This window comes from Pseudomonas sp. FW305-7 (assembly GCF_058786735.1).
The window spans coordinates 628,819-650,535 of record NZ_JBYSZA010000001.1 but is presented as its reverse complement, the minus strand read 5'-3'; the positions used below and the strand labels follow the sequence as shown (position 1 = coordinate 650,535).

9 protein-coding genes are annotated in these 21,717 nt (G+C 61.7%); 8 read left to right on the top strand and 1 reads right to left on the bottom strand.

The features are described from left to right. The first annotated feature begins 40 nt into the window (after positions 1 to 40). Positions 41 to 12,526, top strand: a complete 12,486-nt coding sequence (locus AC3WMT_RS02970) for a filamentous hemagglutinin family protein (protein WP_103302417.1) — start codon at positions 41 to 43, stop codon at positions 12,524 to 12,526. A gap of 186 nt (positions 12,527 to 12,712) precedes the next feature. Here the strand turns inward: AC3WMT_RS02970 and AC3WMT_RS02965 are convergent, their stop codons facing one another. Continuing rightward, positions 12,713 to 13,660 (bottom strand): SphA family protein, encoded by a 948-nt coding sequence (locus AC3WMT_RS02965; RefSeq protein WP_103302416.1) that lies wholly within the window; start codon positions 13,658 to 13,660, stop codon positions 12,713 to 12,715. A gap of 211 nt (positions 13,661 to 13,871) precedes the next feature. Here AC3WMT_RS02965 and AC3WMT_RS02960 point away from each other — a divergent pair, with 211 nt between their 5' ends. The 7 genes from AC3WMT_RS02960 to AC3WMT_RS02930 all read left to right on the top strand — a co-directional run bounded on the left by AC3WMT_RS02960 (position 13,872) and on the right by AC3WMT_RS02930 (position 21,638). Further along, on the top strand, positions 13,872 to 14,912 hold the full coding sequence (locus AC3WMT_RS02960; RefSeq protein WP_103302415.1) for an AraC family transcriptional regulator: 1,041 nt from the start codon (positions 13,872 to 13,874) through the stop codon (positions 14,910 to 14,912). A gap of 230 nt (positions 14,913 to 15,142) precedes the next feature. Continuing rightward, positions 15,143 to 16,030 (top strand): Dyp-type peroxidase, encoded by an 888-nt coding sequence (locus AC3WMT_RS02955; RefSeq protein WP_103302414.1) that lies wholly within the window; start codon positions 15,143 to 15,145, stop codon positions 16,028 to 16,030. Positions 16,031 to 16,054: 24 nt separating this feature from the next. Next, the gene (locus tag AC3WMT_RS02950; protein ID WP_103302413.1) at positions 16,055 to 17,023 is read left to right on the top strand and encodes a Gfo/Idh/MocA family protein; all 969 of its coding nucleotides are present in this window, start codon (positions 16,055 to 16,057) and stop codon (positions 17,021 to 17,023) included. A gap of 223 nt (positions 17,024 to 17,246) precedes the next feature. Continuing rightward, positions 17,247 to 17,999 (top strand): GntR family transcriptional regulator, encoded by a 753-nt coding sequence (locus AC3WMT_RS02945; protein ID WP_103302412.1) that lies wholly within the window; start codon positions 17,247 to 17,249, stop codon positions 17,997 to 17,999. Then, positions 17,996 to 19,726: a fumarate reductase/succinate dehydrogenase flavoprotein subunit gene (locus tag AC3WMT_RS02940; protein WP_103302411.1), complete on the top strand. Its 1,731-nt coding sequence runs from the start codon at positions 17,996 to 17,998 to the stop codon at positions 19,724 to 19,726. Before AC3WMT_RS02945 ends, AC3WMT_RS02940 begins: the two co-directional genes overlap by 4 nt. Positions 19,727 to 19,754: 28 nt before the next feature. Continuing rightward, positions 19,755 to 20,000, top strand: a complete 246-nt coding sequence (locus tag AC3WMT_RS02935; protein ID WP_103302410.1) for a 4Fe-4S dicluster domain-containing protein — start codon at positions 19,755 to 19,757, stop codon at positions 19,998 to 20,000. A gap of 213 nt (positions 20,001 to 20,213) precedes the next feature. Further along, positions 20,214 to 21,638: an ABC transporter substrate-binding protein gene (locus AC3WMT_RS02930; RefSeq protein WP_177431348.1), complete on the top strand. Its 1,425-nt coding sequence runs from the start codon at positions 20,214 to 20,216 to the stop codon at positions 21,636 to 21,638. The last annotated feature ends 79 nt before the right edge of the window (positions 21,639 to 21,717 follow it).

The window sequence follows — 21,717 nt, the reverse complement described above, 5'->3', positions numbered from 1 at the left end:
CAGGGCTGAACCGGCCTGCAATCAAAAAGGATCTGTAGTGATGCTTGCTCGCACCTCCCGTCGCAGTACCCGTGTCCAGCCTGCAAACCGTGGCGCTGGCGATCCGGCCCAGTGGTTGCTCAAGCCGCTGGCCCAGGCGATGGCGTTGTGTCTGGTGGCGGGCAGTGCCGAGGCCGCAACCGCGTTCAGCTCGAGCTGGTTTGCCGCTAAAGGTGTTGCGCAGCAAGCAGCGGCGGCGAGACCTGGCGTGGGTGGTTTGCCGGGGATGACGCCACCGCTGGCCCAGCAGCAGCGGGCCAATCAGCAGTTACAGCGTTCGTTGCAGACACTCAACAACACCGTGGCGGCGATCGCCGCCCAGCAGGCGGCACAAGCGGCCGGACGCGCCGCCGCACTGGGCAGCGTGCAAGTGGTGCCCGATGGACTGGGCGAGGGCGGTCTGAAAGTCGACAACAGCCTGGCCCAGGGCTGGATGAATGCCAAAGGCCCGCAACAAACCCAGGCCGACGGCAAGACCTCGGTGAAGATCGAGCAGACTGCCGACAAGGCGATTCTCAATTGGGAAACCTTCAACGTCGGGCGCAATACCACGGTGGAATTTGCCCAGCAGTCCAACTGGGCGGTGCTCAACCGGGTTAATGATCCGAGCGCGCGGCCCAGCCAGATTCAAGGACAGATCAAGGCGGACGGTACCGTCATGCTGATTAACCGCAACGGCATCGTGTTCAGCGGCAGCAGTCAGGTCAATGTGCGTAACCTGGTGGCGGCAGCGGCGGATATCAGCGATGTGCAGTTCCGCGACCGTGGTCTGTATTTCGACAGCAAGGGCAGCCAGCCAACCTTCACCGACGCTGCCGGCAAAGTCCTTGTGGAACGTGGTGCCGCGATTGAAACACGCAAACCTGCGCTTTCCACCGATTCCGGCGGCTACACCCTGTTGCTCGGCAAGGAAGTGCAGAACGACGGCTCTATCAGCACGGCCAAAGGTCAGACTGTCCTCGGCGCGGGTGACCGCTTCTACATTCGTAAAGGTTCGGGCACCGAGGGTAATGGTTATTCCACGACCTTTGGCAGCGAGGTCATTCCCGGTTTCAAGGCTGACAGCACCGGCAAGGTCAGCAACACCGGCCTGATTCAGGCCGCGACGGGCGACATCACTCTGACTGGCCGCGACGTCGTGCAAAATGGCGTGCTGCTGGCGAGCACTTCGGTCGCGACGCGTGGCACCGTGCACTTGCTCAATCCGGCCACTGACACTCGGGGCCGTGTGACATTGGGCGAAGGCAGCGTCAGTGCAATCCTGCTCGACAGCAGCGACCTGACCGCCCTCGACAGTCAGCGCGAGTCGGCGCTGATCGGTGTGAATGCCGACAACCGGATTCGCAGTGACCAGTCACGCATCGATATCGGCAGCGGGGGTACCGTCGAGTTTCAACGAGGCTCGATCACCCTCGCTACTGGCGGTCAGGTCGCCGTGGCTGCCGGCCAGCGCAGTCTGGTGCGCGACGGGTCGGTGATTGATGTCTCCGGCGCCCTGGGCGTGAAAGTGGCCATGGAAGCCAACAACATCAAGATCAACGTGCAGGGTAACGAGCAGCGCGATGCCTCGGTCAATCGCCAGAGCGGTGCGCTGAACAGTAACGATGTCTGGGTCGATGTTCGCGAATTGGTCTTCGTGCCGGTGGGCACCAACGGTTACGCCACTGACCGCTGGTACACCGCCGGCGGGCTGCTGGAAGTGGGCGGTTACCTTGGCACCCAGGGCCACGGTATCGGTGAATGGATGGCTCAGGGCGGTGAAGTGAGATTTTCCGGCAATGATGTGATCAGCGAAAAAGGTTCGCTGATCAATTTGTCCGGCGGCACGCTCGATGTGCAAAGCGGCGAGATTCGCCAGAGCTGGCTGCGCGGTGCCGACGGGCGCTTATACGAAGTCTCCCGTGCGCCGGGCGACATTCTCTACAGCGGTCTTTACAAAGGTTACGAAAGTAGCAGTGAGCGCTGGGGGCAGACTGAATATTTCTATAGCCCATTGATCGCGCCGACGCGTCGTCTGGAAGCCGGGTATACCGTGGGTCGTGACGCCGGGCAATTGGTGATTGCCACGGGCAACGCCGTGCTGGACGGTCAACTGTTGGGCGAGGTGTTTCAGGGCGAACGGCAAACCCGGACCCCCCGGGCCGGTCTCGACGGATATGAGCAGGCGCAGACCGCCCGGGCACGGCGTGGGCAGTTGATCGTGGGTGGCTACGATGCCGCCTATGTCGCTGCCAGTTCGGGCTTGCTTTATCAGCTCAGCCCGCTGCTGGATCAAGTGCAGGTCGGGGGCGTGCGTGACACCGGTACTGATTCAGGATTGGCTGGCGCGGTCGCTGAAGAGCGTCGGGGCAAACTGTTTCTCGATGCCGGGCTGCTTAATGGATTCAAGCTGGGGGCGCTGAAGATTTCCGCCAAAAACAGCATTGAGGTCAATGACCGCGTGGCGCTGGACAATGGCGGTGACATCACGCTGTTCAGCCCTGAGGTACAGGTCAACGCTGACCTGGTAGCGCAAGGTGGCAGCCTGCGTCTTGGCAACGTGTTGAACCAGCTCGCCACGAATCGACGCGACGACGTCAGCCTCCCGGTGTCAGCGGCTAAACAGGCGCGGGTGGCCGTTGCACAGGGTGTGCATTTGCAGACTCAAGGTCTCTGGAGCAACCTGTCGAGCAACCCGGACGACGCTGGCGGACTGGCGTACATCGACGGCGGGACGGTGTCGATCCGCAGCAGCGGCGACATCCTTCTGGCCAGTGGCAGTCAAGTCGATGTCTCGTCGGGCGGCGCGATACTGGCCAACGGCAAGACCCGTGGCGGCAAGGGGGGCGACGTGACCCTTGAATCCAGCACCAACAGCGCGCCCGGCCAGTCACACATGGTGCTTGATGGTGACATTCAGGGTTACGGCGTGAGCGGCGGCGGTACGCTGACCCTGCAGGCCAATAAGGTGCTGATCGGCTCTGCCAGCGAGGGCCTCGATGGACAGACGTTGCGTCTGGCGCCGGGACTGTTCCGCTCGGGCTTCAGCGCCTACAACATCATCGGTTTGAAGGGCCTGGAACTGGCCGATGACACCGCCCTCGATGTGCTGATGCCGGTCTATCGTTTCGCCGAATCAGCCTCGAACGTGCCGTCCGGTACGACACCAGGCAATGCTCTTGAGCTTTGGACGCCGACGCTGTTCCAGGAAAATCCGCTCAAGGGCGTACTGACGCAAAGAGCTGGTGCCTCCGTTGCATTGCAGGCCGGCGCAACGTTCCCCGGTTTGATTGACCCCGCCGACAGCCCGTTGTCCATCGGCCAGGGCTCACGGATCAACGTCGATCCCGGTCAGCGCATCAGCTTGCGCGGGGCAGGTCAGATCACGGTGGACGGTGAGCTCAACGCGTGGGGCGGCAGCATTGATATCCGTCAGCAGCAATTCGGCTCGATTGATGTGGCAACGTCGTTGCAAGAGGCGGATCCGACGGCGCACAACCGTTCGATCTGGATCGGTGAGCATGCCGTGCTCGATGTCGCCGGTCGGGCCGCGACAGCAGTGGATGCGTTGGGCAGAGTCTACGGTCAGGTCGGCAAGGGCGGCTCGATCATCCTCGGTGGCGAAATTGATGCGAAGAAGGCCACCGCGACCGCCGCCGACGCTTACGTCATCGTCCGTCAAGGTGCGCGTCTGGAGGCTTCCGGCACGCAAGCGGTGCTGGACAATACCGGGCAAGGACCGGTTCGCGTGGCCACCGATGGCGGACGCATTGCCTTGAGCTCCTACAATGGCCTGTTTATCGAAGGCAGTCTGCAGGCCGGCGCCGGTGGTGCAGGCGCGGCGGGCGGACGTCTGGAAATCGCGCTGGACACGCCGGCCTACGGTGCCGCGGTCATGACCAATGCGGTGCGGGTGCCACGGGAATTGATCATCGGCCAAGGGCCGACGGAGGCACTGCCGCAGACGCTGCAAGCGGGCGAAGCCGCGGCACTTTTACGTTATGGACGGACGCGTCTGAGTGCTGATCAATTAACCAGTGGCGGTTTCGATAACGTCAGTCTGCTGAGCAACGGCCTGATGTCGTTCGAGGGCGATGTCGACCTGAACATGGGGCAGAGTCTGAGTCTGTTCGCCGGTTCCATTTCCCTGGCCGAGTCGGCGAAGGACAGCACTCGGGTCAACCTCAGTGCGCCTTATCTGCGCCTGTCCGGGGTGGGCACTTACCTGAGTTCGGACAGCAAGATTCGTCCACGGGTCATGAGCAACCCGACCGCGCTGTTGTCCACTGCGCAGTTCAACGCCTCTGCGAACCTGCTGGACCTTGGGAGTTCGCTGTCTTTTGGCACCGAAGGGACTGTTTTGCAAGCAGGAGCACCGGAGCTCAAGGTCAGTCGGCGTGGCTTTGCTGAGGTGACGCTCGACAGCGCAGGCGACATGAGATTTCTCGCGCCGAGCGATGAGCAACAGCGAAGCCGTCTGTGGACACCCGGGGACATGCACTTGCGTGCAGCGCAAATCTATCCGGCCAGTGGTGTCCAGGCTGAAGTGCGCGTGGGTTATCAGAGCCAGGCCGGATCGGTGCCGGAGCATACGTTGCGTATCAGCAGTCACGGGGCGGCGCCGACGACACTGCCTTACTCGGTGTTCGGCAGCCTCACATTGAGCGCTGGCCACATTGAGCAGGGGGGCGTGATTCGGGCGCCGTTGGGTCTCATTGCGCTGGGTGAGGACGTTTTTGTCAAAACCCGTGAATTGCACCTGCTGCCCGGGAGCGTGACGTCTGTCAGTGCCGCCGGACTGGTCATGCCTTATGGCGGAACCACCGACGGGATCGACTATCGATACAACGGCAAGTCGGTGATCCTCAATGGCATTGCCGGTGCGACATCCGGGGTGATACTCGACGCGCAATACACCGATGTACAGGCCGGCGCGCTGATCGATCTTGCGGGGGGCGGCGATTTGCGCGGGGCCGGTTTTGTTTCCGGGCGAGGCGGCTCTACCGACGCACGTTTCAATCCGCTGGTACGCAATGCCACAGATGGCACCTTCAGCCTGCCGGGACTGGCCAGCAACCCCGTTTATGCCATTGTCGCGGGTGACCAGAGCCGTTATGCGCCGATGCTCGCCGAGGCCGGCGCCGTCGATCCGCGTATCGGCCAGCAGATCACGCTCCAGGCCGGTATTCCCGGGCTGGCGCCGGGCACCTACACTTTGCTGCCGTCAACCTTCGCCTTGTTACCGGGTGCCTTCCGGGTCGAAATCAATGGTCAGGCGATGGCCGGCCCGATGGGCAGCGCGTTGCCGTTGCGCAACGGTTCCTGGACCAGTTCCGGGCAGATGTCGATTGCCAATACCGGCATTCGTGACAGCCTGCCCAGCCAGGTGATTGTGACGTCTGCCGATGTCCTGCGGCGTTATTCGCAGTACAACGAAACCGGCTACACCCAATTTGTTCTCAACGATGCCGCACGGCGCGGCCTGCCACGTGCTCGCACGCCGCTGGACGGCAACACGCTGCACCTGCGCATAGTCAGCGGCGGCGAACATGACAACGCTCTCGACTTCAATGGGCGGGTGCTGTTCAAGCCCGCCGATAGCGGGGTGATGGGCACCACTGTCGTCCAGGGCGGTTATACCGGCGGTGAGTTCGAGATTCTCGGCGCCGGGCGGACGCGCACGGCGGGGTTTACCGGTGTATCGCTGTATGCCGACACCCTCAATGCGCTGAATGCCGGACGACTGACCATCGGTGGCACCCCGACCGTGTATTACGGCGCGGAAGGCAGCTCCATAAAAATGATCGGCAGCACCTCCGCCATCACGCTGAGAGAGGGAGCCATCCTCTCGGCGCCGGAGGTCGTGCTAAGCACCACCAGCGCCAATGGCGGCATCACGATTGATGCGGGAGCGGGCATCAATACCTTGGGGCGCGGCGCCGTTGCGTACGATGCGGCGGGCGGTTTCATCTATGTACCGGAGCGCAACAGCCTGCTGGTGGTCTCCAATGGCTGGACGCCAGTGCTTGCGCCTTCTCCGGGCGGAGGCGGGAGCATTCGTATTGGCGCCTGTCCGACCGCCGAGTGCACGGCGCCGGCGTTGCTGTACTCCAATGGCAGCATCATCGCCGCCACCGACAAAGACTTCGAAATGGGCGAGAGCGTTCGTTTCGGCACCCGCCAGTTGGGACTGTCGGTCGGCGTGGTGAATGCCGGCAGTGCGCAAGCACTGGCAGCGGCCACCGGTCGTCTGCCCGCAGGCCTGACGCTGAACCAGAACGTGCTTGATCGTTTGTTGCAGGGCGACACGCAATTCGGCGCGCCAGCCCTGGAAACCCTGAGCCTGGTGGCCCGCGATGCATTCAACTTTTTCGGCGATGTCACCCTCGACACGCTCGACCCACAGACCGGCGAGAGCCGATTGCAGAATCTGGTGCTGGGCACCCCGGCCATCTATGGCTCGGGAGGTGTCCGCGACGTGGCGACGATTCGCACCCGGAATCTGATCTGGAACGGTGCCACGCAAGCGCCGGGCACGGTGGTCAAGGATGGCGCTGGCAACGGCCACGGCACGCTGGATATTCAGGCGCAACGGATCGAACTGGGTTATGGCCCGAATCCACAACCCAATGGTCTGGATCTCAACAACCGACTCACTCTGGGTTTTGCCAACGTCAACCTCAATGCCAGCGAACGCATCACCGCCAACCACAAGGGCAGCCTGGCGGTGTACGAATCGCAAGGGGCTTACGACGCGGTCACGGGGTTCAGCTACAGCGGTGGCAATCTCAACCTGCGCACGCCATTGTTGACCGGCGAAGCCGCCTCGGTCAGCGAGCTCAAGGCCGGCAACAACCTGAGCCTGAGCGGCACCGCCACCACGGCGGTGGCGGATGCCCTCGGCGCGCAACTGAGTCTGTCGGCACGCAGCGTTGTGCTCGACAGTCGCATCGTGCTTGCCAGCGGCAAACTGCTGGTCAATGCCGAGGACGATCTGACGCTTGGCAGCGGCGCGCAGGTGGACATGGCAGGTCGCGTCCTGCCGTTCAACGATGTGAAGAAATACAGCTGGGGCGGCGATGTGTCGTTGCACAGCAGCGCAGGCAATATTCATCAGGCGGCGGGTTCGCGGATCGATCTGTCGGCAGTCAACAATCAGGCCGGCCAACTCAGTGTCGTGGCCCTGGCCGTCGACGCCGGACAGGTTGACCTGCAAGGGCAGATCGTCGGCAGCAGCAGCGGCTACTACGATGCGGGCGGCACCTGGGTGCCGTACAAGGCCGCCGGTGTGGACATTCGCGCTCAGCGTCTGCAGGGTGATTTGAGCCAGGCCTTCGCCAGCCTCAACCAGCGCCTGAATGAGGGCGCAGTGACTGGAAGCCGCAGCTTCCAGTTCAAGCAGGGTGATCTGGTCATCGGTGACGGGCTCAAGGCCGGCGAGGTCAATGTCTCGGTGGACAGCGGCAGCCTCACCGTGGCCGGGCTGATCGATGCCAGTGGCGAACGGGTCGGCAGCATTCGTCTGGCCGGCAAAAACGGCTTGAGCCTGACCGGTGACGCGGTGCTGGATGCTCATGGCCGCGTGCTGCGAGTCGACAGCTACGGCCAGATCATCGACGCGCCGAACCGCGCCATGGTCGAGCTCAATTCCGCTGACGGTGTACTGACGTTGGCCGCCGGTGCACGGATCGATCTGCGTCACGGCACCGATGCAGTGGCTGGAAACCTGGCGGGACAACGCGATGGTCTGGCGCGTGGGACGCTGGAGCTGAATGCACCGCGCCTGGGCGGCAATGACATTGCGATTGATGCCAGCGGCGCGGTGAATATTCAAGGTGCCCGCTCCATTGGGCTGAACGCCGTGCGCCGCTACAGCGATGCCGTCGACGGCACCGATCCGGCGGCCAGCGGTCGCCCGTATCAGGTGATCGATCAGGGCTACCTGGACCGCATTCACACTGACAGCGACGGCTTTATCAACGCGGCACTGAACAACAGTGATCTGCTGCAACGTAAACTGGCCGGCCTCAACAATGCGACCTACGCGGATGTATTTCACCTGCGCCCGGGTGTCGAAATCGTCAGTAAATCTGCCGACGGTGATCTGGTTGTACAGGGCGATCTCGATCTGTCCGGCTACCGTTATGCAAGCCTCAACCCGAACACTCGCCGAACCTCGGTGTATGGCAGCGGTGAGGCGGGCAGCCTGTTGATCCGGGCGGGTGGCAATCTCGATATCTACGGCAGCATCAACGACGGTTTTGCGCCGCCGCCGGAAACTGCCGACGATGCTGGCTGGAAACTGGTACCGGGCATTCAGCCGTACGGTGGCGACCTGATTGTGCCGGGCGCCGGGGTGAGCCTTGCCGAAGGTACGCTTTTCCCGGTCGGTGCAACATTGAACTACGACTTGCCGATTCAGGCCGCCACGCTGGCAGCGGGTACTGTGTTGCCGGTTCAGGGCACGCTGGCCGCACCCTATACGCTTGAGGCCGGAACCGTGCTGGCTGGCGATGTGCATGACTCGGTGGGCAATCTGCTGTATGCCGCCGGCACATTGCTCGAAAACGCTGTGACTCTGCCGGCAGGCAGTCGTTTGGGCGCAGGCATTCGTTTGAACAACGCCACTGCGTTACAGACCCTGCTCTGGCCCAAAGGTGTGCCGCTGCCGGGTGCTGTCGATGGCGACAATAAAACGGTCGGAGTCTTGCTGAGCACTACGCTGGAGCTGTTACGTGGTTCGCTGATTCCATCCATGACCAATGTGAAGCTGGCGGACGGCACCGTGTTCCTCGATCTGCGTCCGTCCAATGGCACACAACAAGGTCGCAACTGGGCGATTGCCAGCATGCTGCCGGCAGGCAGTGCGTCGTGGTCGATGCGCATGGTGGCAGGCGCCGATCTGGCCGCAGCCGACAGCCGTGCAGTGAAACCTCAGGCCAGCGCCGGCAACTTGCAGCTGGCGGACACCCACTATGGTGTGACCATGATCGAGGTGGCCGGCAAACTGGTCTGGGCCGTAGGTAACGAGTATGGCTTTACTCCGTACGAACCGGTTCCAGAGGAATACCTGCTGCTTTGCGAGATCGCGCCCGACGCCTGTGCGCCGATGGCGCGCACGGTGTGGGCGCCGGGTAACTGGATGGGCATGCCGGATTACACGCCGATGAACGATGACGAATTGTTCTGGTGCAGCATCGATCCGGCGCTGTGCATCGAAAACAATCCCCGCAAGAGCGCCGAAGCCCATTCGCAAATGTTCAGCGTGTTGCGCACCGGCACCGGTGACCTGGACCTGATGGCTGCCGGTAACGTGAGCATGGCTTCACCGTTTGGCGTGTACACCGCCGGCACTCAATCGAGCAACGTCGATGCGCGTTACAACCAGGCACGAGGGCGTCTGTCGGCCGATGGTTCGGTGTTGGGCAGCGCGGGCAGCGATGCCGAAAAATGGGTCGATGGCGGCAGTGCCAGTCTTTATCAGGCCTGGTATCCGCAGATGGGCGGTAACCTGACGATCAATGCCGGCGGGTCGGTGTCGGGTGACGTGCTCGGCCGTCGTACCACTGCCGTTGCCGACGGCACGCGTGAGCAGCTTCCAAGTGTCGCGGTGGGCAATTGGCTGTGGCGCCAGGGGACGGGAAACGACGATGTGCCGACGGCCTGGTGGATCAACTTTGGCAGCTACGCTGCGCAGCCTCTACCAATGCAGGGTGTGGAAAGCAAACCCTATCTGGTGGGCTTCACCGGTTTCGGTACGTTGGGCGGCGGCAACATCAGTTTGAGCGCCACCGGGGATGCCGGCATGCTCAAGGCCATGGGCGATGAAAAGTATGCGGCTTACCCACGCAGTCAGGGCCTGATCGTGGCGGTCGGCAGCACCGGCCGCGTCGGTAGCGACGGCAACCTGCAACTGACCGGGGGCGGAGACCTGGATATTCGTCTCGGTGGCACCCTCAATCCGTCTCTGCAAGCACGCGCGGGCCTGTCGGGTACAGGCACGCCGACGCACGATTTGCAGGGCGCGATCATCAACCTGCGTGGTGCTGCGCAACTGACGGGCGCCGCGTTGGGCGGGGTCAATCTGCAGTACGGCGCGTCTTCGCTGTTTCACGACCCAAGGGAAACGCGCGCCTTCGATCCGTTCAATTCGACGGCCAGCAATGCCAGCGGCGGGGTGGTGCTGATTCCCGGCGACTCGGGTATGCGCCTCAATACCCGAGGCGATCTGGTACTCGGTGGCGCTGCGGACCCAGGCCGCGTGCGTCTGCAGAACTCGACACCGTTTACCACGGCCGATGGCGTTTACCACGCCGGTGGCGGTTTGACGGGGTTTTCGCTGTGGACCGATCACACGGCCATCGATTTATTCTCGGCAGGCGGCAATCTGACGCCGAACACCCAACTGATGGAAACCACCGTCCAAGGGAAAATCGACGGGCTCAATACGTCGCCCACCGATGATCGCTACGTGATCCCGTCGATACTGCGCGCCGTCGCGGGCCAGGGTTCGATTTATGTCGGGCCGTCAGCGGCTTACGGTGTAGGCAACGCTGCACCGGCCCTGAACTATTCGCTGCTGCTGGCGCCTTCGAACGCGGGGCAGCTTGAGCTGATCGCAGGCGATTCGATCTATGCCGGTGGCTACGCCATCAACCAGTCAGGTGCCAGCCCATCGGCCATCGCGACACCCTTTGCACCTGCATTCAATGGCTACGGCAACAACGTCTACAGCCGACCGATCATGAGCAACGCCGGCAGCGACGGTGTGCTGGCGGAGACCAATACGCGCTACCCACTCTTTGCTTTTGGTCCTGATAGTTACTCGGGGTTGAGCCGTGTCCAGGGGCCGGCGCGTTTCTATGCATTGACCGGTGATCTGGTGGGGATTCGTACGGGCGAGACATTGTTCTTCGAGACCACGAAACGCACCTGGTATGAAGCCGCGGGTCCGGTGTGGATGGTGGCGGGGCGCGACATCGTCGCTTCCGGTACGAACCTGGGACAACAGACGTATTCGGCCAGCGAGGGCAGGGGCCGCAGTAACGAGCAGATCGCCTCTACCGGCAATCTGTTCGTGCACAGCCAGCCTGGCGATGTCTCTCGGGTCTCGGCCGGGCGCGACATCCTCTATAGCAGTTTCGACATCGCCGGGCCGGGTGTTCTGGACGTGAATGCCGGGCGCAACATCCTCATGGAGGATCGCGCCAGCATCAACAGCATAGGGCCGTTGGTGGCCGGGGATAACCAGCCTGGCGCGAGCGTGGTGTTGCAGGCTGGCGCAGGGGCACAGGGGCCGGATTATTTGCGGTTCATCGCGCGGTATCTGAACACGCTGAATGTTGCCAATCCGGATACCTCGCTCAGCGCGCAACCGGGCAAGGTGGTCAAAACCTATCTCGACGAACTACAGAGCTGGTTGACCCTCGGTTACGGCTTCAGCGGCAGCGCCGAACAGGCGCAAGCGTTCTACGCCGCGTTGCCGAGTGCCGAGCAGGCGATCTTCGCCCGTCAGGTGTACTTCGCCGAACTGCGTGCCGGTGGCCTGGAATACAACGATGTCGACGGCCCGCGCAAAGGCAGTTACCTGCGCGGTCGCAATGCCATTGCCGCGCTGTTCCCGACCACCGATGTGGCCGGCAATCCGATCCGCTACGACGGCGACATCACGCTGTACGGCGGCGCCGGGGTCAAGACCCTGTTCGGCGGCGACATCCAGATGCTTACGCCGGGCGGTGGTCAGGTGTTCGGCATCGAGGGCGCGGCACCGCCCTCCACGGCGGGGATCATCACTCAGGGTTCGGGCAACATTCAGCTCTATTCGCAGGGCAGCATTCTGCTGGGGCAGAGCCGGATCATGACCACCTTCGGTGGCTCGATTCTCGGCTGGTCGGCGGAGGGCGATATCAACGCCGGTCGTGGCTCGAAAACCACTGTGGTCTACACCCCGCCGAAACGCGTCTACGACACCTGGGGCAACGTGACCCTGTCGCCATCGGTACCGAGCACCGGCGCCGGTATCGCCACGCTCAATCCGATTGCCGAAGTGAAGCCCGGCGACATCGACCTGATCGCGCCGCTGGGCACGATTGATGCGGGCGAGGCGGGGATTCGTGTGTCGGGCAACGTCAACATCGCCGCGCTGACGGTGGTCAACGCCGCCAACATTTCGGTGCAGGGCAAGTCGACTGGCGTCCCGGTGGTGTCGGCGGTGAATACCGGGGCAATTACTTCGGCCAGTTCCGCCGCATCGTCCGCCACCCAGGCGGCGGAAGACGTCGCCCGTCAGCAGCAGGCGGCAGCGCGACAGAATCAGGCATCGGTGTTTACCGTGCAGGTGCTGAGTTTCGGCAACGAACAACTCGCGCCGTCCCGCGATGGCGCCAGCCGCGCGCCGGCTCCGGGTTACAACCCGAACAGCCCGGTGCAGGTGCTGGGCGCGGGGGCGCTGGATGAACAGGCGAAACAGCAGTTGACCGAGGAGGAGCGTGGACAACTGACGTTGTAAAAGACTCTCGTGTAGTACGTTTGGGCGGCCATTTGGCCGCCCTTTTTTTCTGCTAAAAACTTCGGAACTGGCCACAACCCTTGTAGGAGTGAGCCTGCTCGCGATAGCGGTGTGTCAGACAGCACATCAGTAATTGATACACCGCTATCGCGAGCAGGCTCACTCCCACAGGGGATTGCGGTGGGGTCAGAAAGCGTAAGGAATGCTGACTTTCGCCCACAACATTTCCCCTTCCGGCCGGTTCTCCACATCAAATTCCTTGGCCCAGCGAATCTCCGCACTGGCGTACTTGAGGAAGGTGAAGTGGAGCGCCGGACCAATCGCGAAGACCTTGCCACGCACGCCGTCATCGACGTCCTGCCCGGCAAACTGCACGGTGTGGCCGAACTGTTTGTCGTCGGTGGTCTGCTTGAGGTAGTAGCCGTTGATGCCGAGCATCAGATCGTCGGTGATCTTGTAGCTGGCCGAGTAATCGAAGTGGAAGATCTGCCCCGATTTGTAATCGGTGTCCTTGTTCTTCTCGTTGAAGCTGTAAGTGGTCTTCATCGAGACTTCGGTCTTGTCCGTGGGCAGCCAAGTGAAGGAGAACAGCGGTTTGTAGGTGTAGAAATTGTTGCTGGTGTTGGCCAACCGATCGACGCTGTATTCGCCGGTCGGCACGGTGATTTCCACGGCGGCACCGAGGGTCAGGTTCTTGCCCATGTCCCACAGAATGATCGGCGCGATGGTGGTGTCGCCCATGCCTTCGCGGGTGTCGCTGAGGCCGAACACCGAGACTTCCTGCTTCAACCACGGCTGGGCAATGTAGCCGGCCAGACGTCCGCCGAATATCCGCACGGGGCTCAGATAATCGAGGCGTGGAATGACGGCGGTGGATTCGATCTCGACATTCGGCACCTTGCCGCCAAACGAACTGATGTTGAGCTTTCGCGCCTTGTAATGGTTGTAGTAGAGGTTGAACGCGACCATGTTCTCCGGAAGGCTGTCGACTTCCAGCGGCAGCATGAAGAAGCCGTCGGTGCCGGTGCCGATGTTGTCGACGCCGGCTTCGGTGGCCAGGGCCGGCAGGGTCGCGGTGCCGGCCAGTAATGTCAGGGCCAGGCGGCAACGGTAAGTCGCGCGGTTCGGGTTCATATCCGTCCTCATTATTATTGTGATTGGGCGCAACGCCGGCACGCAGGACGCCCGGCACTATAGAAATAAGCGCTTGGCGCCTGACAGGGCAGGGTATTGGCGGACAGTTAGGGGGACTTCTGCGGACAGTGCGCCAACCCTGTGCTAACTTCTTTCGACATAACCGGTTACAAAAATAACAATCAAGCGTGTTCCGGAATGTCTCGCCCTCATGAACGTAAAAGTCCAAGACCCGACCTTTGAACTGGCGTTGGTATCGCCATTTCTCCTGCAAACCCTCGCCGAAGTCGCGCAGAACAAGGGCGTCGACCCCGAAAGCCTGTGCCGTGGGCTGGGTTTTACCCTCGAAGATTTGCAGGATCCGGCGCAGCGGATTTCCTATCGTCAGGCCGTGGCGATGATTCAGCGCGCGCTCAAGGTGCTGCCCAATCAGGGCCTGGGCCTGTGGGTCGGCGCGCAGAATGTACTGGGCACGCTGGGGCTGCTCGGTCATGTGCTGTCGCTGTGCAAGACCTTGCGCGATGCCTTTGCCCTGGGGATTCGCCATCAGCACACGTCGGGCGGGATCGTGGTTTCCAGCGTCGATGTGGTCGGTGAGCAGGTCCATCTCGATGCCGAATGCCGCTTGCCGTTCGCCGATGTGCAGGTGTTCGCGGTCGAGGAGTTTTTCGCCAGTCTGCTGGTGTATGGCCGGGCGCTGGCGGGGGCCGATTTCCAGGCAATTGCCGTGGAGTTCGTGCATGCCGCCCCGGATTACCTGAGCGAATATCACCGCCTGCTCGGGCCGCAGGTGCGTTTCGGTTGCCTGCACAATCGCATGTTGATCGACGTGCAATGGCTTGATGTGAATCTACCGAATCACCACTCGCTGGCGTTGCGTCAGGCAGTGGCGTTGCTGGAGCTGGAGGCGGCGCAGGTGCATCAGAAACTTGATCTGATTCAGGCGGTGGAGCGGGCGATTGCCCGGGACCTGAGCCGGGGCAGCCATATCGAAAAGATTGCCGGTGACCTGAACATGAGCAGCCGCACCTTGCGTCGGCGCCTGACCGAACATTCGCTGACTTTTGAAGCACTGCTGGAGCAAGTACGGCAGGCGCGGACGATGAGTTTGCTGGCCAATCCGGACATGCCGATCGAGCGGATTACCGAGGAGGTCGGATACAGCGATGTGCGCAGTTTTCGCCGGGCGTTCAAGCGCTGGACGGGGATGAGCCCGAGTGCGTGGCGGGTTGAGAGCATCGCAACGGTTTAGATGAACCCTGTGGCGAGGGGATTTATCCCCGATGGGTTGCGAAGCGGCCCCAAAACCTCAATACGCGGTGAATCAGGCTGACCAGTGGTGGCTGAATTGGGGCCGCTGCGCAGCCCATCGGGGATAAATCCCCTCGCCACAAGGGAACTTCGTGCTTAGTACATCAGCGTTTCAACCCCACAAACCCTCCGGCCACAGGTAAACTCCCGCGCACTTTCCAAGGAGTTCACATGAGTTACTACCAGCCGGGCATTCTCGCCACCCCTGTTCCTGCGCAAGCACGTCATCTGTTTTTCGCCCTTGAATCGGTTGAAGCACTGCCGCAGGCGATCGACAACCTGATGAATCTGGTGGACGGCAAATCGGCAGTGGTCGGTTTCGGCGAGTCCCTGGCCAAAGCCCTCAACGTGGAAATCGACGGCCTGCGCAGCTTCCCGGCCATGACCGGCGTCGGCGTGGAAAACCCGTCCACCCAGCATGCGCTGTGGGTCTGGCTGCACGGCGTCGACCGTGGCGAGTTGCTCAACCGCTGCAATGCCTTCGAAGCCGCACTGGCGCCGGCACTGCGTCTGGCAGATGTGCAGGAAGCCTTCCGCCACAAGGACGGCCACGACCTGACTGGCTACGAGGACGGCACGGAAAACCCGCACGATGACGCAGCCATCGCCGCTGCATTGCTGGGTGACGGCGCCGATGGCCTGGTCGGCGGCAGCTTCGCCGCGATCCAGCAATGGCAGCACGATCTCAAGGGTTTCCATAAGCTGTCCGCCGAAGACAAGGACAACATCATGGGCCGTCGCCTGAGCGACAACGAAGAGATCGACGACGCGCCGGTCTCCGCCCACGTCAAACGCACCGCGCAGGAAAGTTTTGCGCCGGAAGCGTTCGTCGTGCGCCGCTCGATGCCGTGGATCGAGGGTGATCGCGCCGGCCTGATGTTCCTCGCGTTCGGTTTTTCGCTGGATGCGTTCGAAGCGCAATTGCGCCGCATGAGCGGTCTGGAAGACGGCATCACCGACGGTCTGTATCGCATCAGCCGTCCGATCACCGGCGGCTATTACTGGTGCCCGCCACTCAAGGACGGGCATCTGGATCTGCGCGCTTTGCGCATCGGCTAAGGCCTTCAAATACAGGGAGTAGACATGAACGTGGTGCGTTGGGGCATGATCGGTTGCGGCAGCGTCGCTGAACGCAAAAGCGGACCGGCCTTCTACAAGGCCCCCGGTTCGGCGCTGGTGGCGGTGATGGGGCGACGCCTTGAAGCGGTGAGCGATTACGCCACGCGCCACGGCATCGCCCGGGTCTACACCGATGTCGATGCGCTGATCAACGACCCCGAGGTGGATGCGGTGTACATCGCCACGCCCCCCGACAGCCACCACGCCTATAGCCTCAAAGTCGCTGCCGCCGGCAAACATTGCTGTGTGGAAAAGCCCATGGCGCTCAACGCCGGGCAAAGCCGTGAGATGCAGCAGACGTTTGCCGACGCAGGCCTGCACCTGTTCGTTTCCTACTATCGCCGTTCGTTGCCGCGTTTTGCGCAGGTGCGTCAGTGGCTGGAGCTGGGGCGTATTGGTGACGTGCGGCATTTGAGCTGGACGCTGACCAAGGCGCCATCAGCAGCGGATCTGGAAGGTCGCGATAACTGGCGCACCGATCCGGCGGTGGCCGGCGGCGGTTACTTCGCCGATCTGGCCAGCCATGGTTTTGATCTGTTCCAGTATCTGCTTGGCGACATTGTTGAAGTCGCCGGATTCACCGCACGGCAAGCCGGGTTGTATGCGGCCGAGGACGCCGTCAGCGCCAGTTGGCGGTTTGCTTCAGGGGCGCTGGGCATGGGCTGCTGGAGCTTTGTCGCGGATCGGCGCGAGGATCGCGTCGAGATCATTGGCAGCCTCGGGCGGATCAGTTTTTCCGTATTCGATGAGCATCCGGTCCAGCTATTTGCCGACGAACAGATCAGTCTGGAAATCCCCCATCACGAACACATTCAGTGGCATCACGTCCTCGGCATGAACGCGCACATCCGTGGCGATTCGCAACACACGGCCGTGGCCGCACAAGCGCTCAAGACTGACTGGGTCATGGACCAGATCCTCAAACGCCACTGATCCTCCATGCCTACACCATTCCCCTGTGGGAGCTGGCTTGCCAGCGATAGCGGTGCTTCAGATAGCCAACCCGTTGGCTGACAGGACGCCATCGCTGGCAAGCCAGCTCCCACAGGTGACAGCGTGTGCCATGCATCTAAGGTTATGCCCATTCGGTATTTCTCAACCTTGTCATAACAACTCTAAGATCACGTCATAACTCGTTATAACAAGTGATCCTGTGATGACCGATAACGTTCTATCTCTTTCCAGCGTGCCGCTGCACACCCAACTGCGCGATGTCCTCCGTGCGCGCATTCTCGACGGCGAATACCCGCAAGACAGCCAGATGCCTTCCGAAAGCGAACTCGGTGCGCTGTTCAAAGTCAGCCGCATCACCGTGCGCCAGGCCTTGGGCGATCTGCAGAAGGAAGGGCTGATCTTCAAGATTCACGGCAAAGGCACTTTCGTTGCCAAACCGAAAACCTTTCAGAACGTCAGCAGCCTGCAAGGCCTCGCCGAGTCCATGACCGGGCGCGGTTATGAGGTGATCAACCGCCTGCGCAGTTTCAAATTCATCCCGGCCGACAAACGCGTCGCCGAGCGTTTGCAAGTCGCAGAAGGCGAGACCGTCGCGCAGATCAAACGTGTACGGCTGATCAACCGCGAGCCGATCTCGCTGGAAATCACCTATCTGCCCAAAGGCGTCGGCGAGCGCCTGGCGAAGGCTGATCTGGTCACCCGCGACATCTTCCTGATTCTCGAAAACGACTGCGGCATCGCCCTCGGCCACGCCGACCTGGCCATCGACGCGGTGCTCGCTGACAGCGACCTGACCCAGGCACTCAACGTCGAGGCCGGCTCGCCGATCATGCGTATCGAACGCCTGACCCACGACGCCAACGGCCAGCCGCTGGACTTCGAACACCTTTACTACCGTGGCGATGCGTTCCAGTACCGCCTACGGATCGACCGGCAAAAAGGGGAGCAGGCATGACCCGCAACGTTCTCGAACAGGAATACGACATCGTCGTGATCGGCGGTGGCACCGCAGGCCCGATGGCGGCCATCAAGGCCAAGGAAAAGAACCGTGACTTGCGTGTGCTGCTGGTCGACAAGGCCAACGTCAAGCGCAGCGGCGCGATCAGCATGGGCATGGACGGCCTGAACAACGCGATCATCCCCGGCCATTCGACGCCAGAGCAGTACACCAAGGAAATCACCATCGCCAACGACGGCATCGTCAATCAGGCGGCGGTGTACGCCTACGCGACGCACAGTTTCGAAACCATCGAGCAGCTCGACCGCTGGGGCGTGAAGTTCGAGAAGGACGAAACCGGCGATTACGCGGTGAAAAAAGTCCATCACATGGGCGCCTATGTACTGCCGATGCCGGAAGGGCACGACATCAAGAAAGTCCTTTATCGCCAGTTGAAACGCGCACGGGTGAGCATCACCAATCGCCTGGTGTGCACGCGTTTGCTGACCGACGAGGAGGGCGCCGTCAATGGCGTGATGGGCTTCGATTGCCGCACCGCCGACTTCCATGTGATCAAGGCCAAAGCAGTGATCCTCGCGTGCGGCGCCGCCGGGCGTCTCGGTCTGCCGTCGTCGGGCTACCTGATGGGCACCTACGAAAACCCGACCAACGCCGGCGACGGTTACGCGATGGCCTATCACGCCGGGGCCGAACTGGCCAACCTCGAGTGCTTCCAGATCAACCCGCTGATCAAGGATTACAACGGCCCGGCCTGCGCTTACGTCACCGGTCCCTTGGGCGGCTACACCGCCAACAACAAGGGTGAACGTTTCATCGAGTGCGATTACTGGAGCGGGCAGATGATGTGGGAGTTTCACCAGGAACTGGAGAGCGGCAACGGCCCGGTGTTTCTCAAGCTCGATCACCTGGCCGAGGAAACCATCCAGAACATCGAGGAAATCCTGCACAGCAACGAGCGTCCGAGCCGGGGCCAGTTCCACGCCAATCGCGGCACTGACTACCGTACGCAGATGGTCGAGATGCACATCTCCGAAATCGGCTTTTGCAGCGGCCATTCGGCGTCGGGCGTGTGGGTCAACGAACGGGCCGAGACGTCGGTGAAAGGCTTGTACTCGGCCGGTGACATGGCCGCGGTGCCGCACAACTACATGCTCGGTGCGTTCACCTACGGCTGGTTCGCCGGGCACAACGCGGCGGATTTCGTCGCCGGTCGCGAGTTTTCGGCGCTGGATACCGAGCAGATCGAGAAAGAGAAAGCCCGAGTTTACGCGCCACTGGATCGCGAACACGGTCTGCCGCCGGCACAGGTCGAATACAAGCTGCGACGCTTCGTCAACGATTACCTGCAACCGCCGAAAGTGACCAAGAAGATGCAGATTGGTCTGCAACGCTTCAGCGATATCGAGCGCGATCTCGAGCAGATGAAGGCCAACAACGCCCATGAACTGATGCGCGCGATGGAAACCAGTGTGATCCGCGACTGCGCCGAAATGGCCGCGCGCGCCTCGTTGTTCCGCGCCGAAAGCCGTTGGGGCCTGTACCACTATCGCGTCGATCACCCGCAGCGCAACGACAGTGAATGGTTCTGCCATTGCCATCTGAAGAAGGGCGAGGACGGGCAGATGACCAGCTTCAAGAAAGCCGTCGAGCCCTACATCATCCCCCTCGATGCTGAAGAAATGCAGGCTTACGACCGCTTGCGGGTGGGCGCTTTTGCCGCTTGATACATCAATACATCAAAGAGTCCGAACCATGGCCTATCAAGCTCAGGAAATCTTCTTCCGCTCCAACGCCCCCGTCACCGTGGACGAGGACAAATGCATCGCCGAAAAGGGCTGCACCGTGTGCGTGGATGTCTGCCCGATGGACTTGCTGGCGATCAACCCGGTCACGCAAAAGGCCTATATGGCGTTCGATGAATGCTGGTACTGCATGCCGTGCGAAAAGGATTGCCCGACCGGGGCCGTGAAAGTCGACATTCCTTATTTATTGCGTTGACTGACAGGGCGCCATCGCTGGCAAGCCAGCTCCCACAGGGATTTTTGTTCGGACATAGATCTTGCAAACACCCGAAAACCCTGTGGGAGCTGGCTTGCCAGCGATGAGGCCGGCCCAGACAACAATAGCCATCCGGAAACACCGGACGCTGGATTCAAGACACCCCTCGTTTCCCACCGCGCCCTGATCGCGGCGGAGACGAACATCCAATAAATGATTCGAGGGGAAACACTTATGTTGCGTGCAGCAATCGCCGGTCTGGTACTGGCTTCGTTCACCTTGTCGGCCTCGGCCGAAACCATCCGCATTGCCATCGGCACCCAGGACACCACCATCAACTGCGCCGCCGGCGGCTTGTTGATTCGTGAGCTCGGTCTGCTCGACAAATACCTGCCTCACGACGGCGCCTATAAAGACGCCAAATACGACGTGCAGTGGAAGAACTTCACCAGCGGCGCACCGCTGACCAACGAGATGGTCGCCGGCAAACTCGACTTCGGCGCCATGGCCGATTTCCCCGGTGCGTTCAACGGGGTCGCCTTTGAAACGGCGGGCAAGCACAGCCTGTTCATCAGCGTGTTGTCGGGCAGCATCAAGGGCAGCGGCAACGGTATCGTCGTGCCGAGCGCATCGGGCGTGCAGTCGTTGAGCGAACTCAAGGGCAAGACCATCTCTGTGCCATTCGCCTCGACCGCCCACGGCATGTTGTTGCGCGCGGTGGCGGAGCAGGGCTGGGATCCGCTCAAGGATGTGAACATCATCGCTCAGCCGCCGGAAGTTGCCGGCTCCGCGTTGCAAGCCGGCAAGATCGACGCCCACGCTGATTTCGTGCCGTTCGCCGAACTGTTCCCGAGCCGTGGTTTCGCCCGCAAGATCTACGACGGCGCCCAGGCCAATGCGCCGACTTTCCACGGCGCATTGGTGGATCAGGCCTACGCGAAACAGTACCCGGAGATCGTCGTCGCTTACCTGCGTGCGAGCATTGAGGCCAATCAACTGCTCGCGGCTGAACCTGAAAAGTACAGCGAGCTGATCGCCAAAGTCACCGGCGTCGATGCCGAGGTCAACTACCTGTTCCACGGCCCGCTCGGCGTGCAGACCCGCGACCTGAGCTGGAAACCGGAATATCGCCAGGCTGTCGGAACCGCCATTGAAACGTTGAAGTTGCTGAAGAAGGCCGATCGTGGCCTCGATCTCAACACCTTCATCGACGACCAATACATCCGGGCGGCGTTCAAGGCGTCGAATCTGGATTACACCGCGCAACTGGCCAACTACACGCAGACGCCGCTGAAGGCCATGGATGCGGCGAGCGGTAAAGCGATCACCGACTTCAGCCACGTCGCCGAAATCTGGGTGCGCGGTGAGGACAAGGTGCGCCAATACGCCTCCGCCGAATCAGCGTTCACCGCGCTCGCTGCACTGAAGCAGGAAGGCAAAAACATCCGTGCGGTGTATGCGCAGGCCAGCGACAGCGGGATCAAATTGCTCGCCGATCAGGCGTGGTTCGCCAGTGATGCGAAAGGGCGTCTTAGCGCGTTCCTGCTCAAAGGCCAGGCGCAGCAATATGCGGCGGCGCAGGGCGGCAAGGTTTTCGACTTTACCGATGCCACGACCCAAGCCGTTGCCAACCGCTGATTTCATGCACACCACATTCCCCTGTGGGAGCAGGCTTGCCCACGATGAGGCCGGTACAGCCAACATATTTGCTGAATGT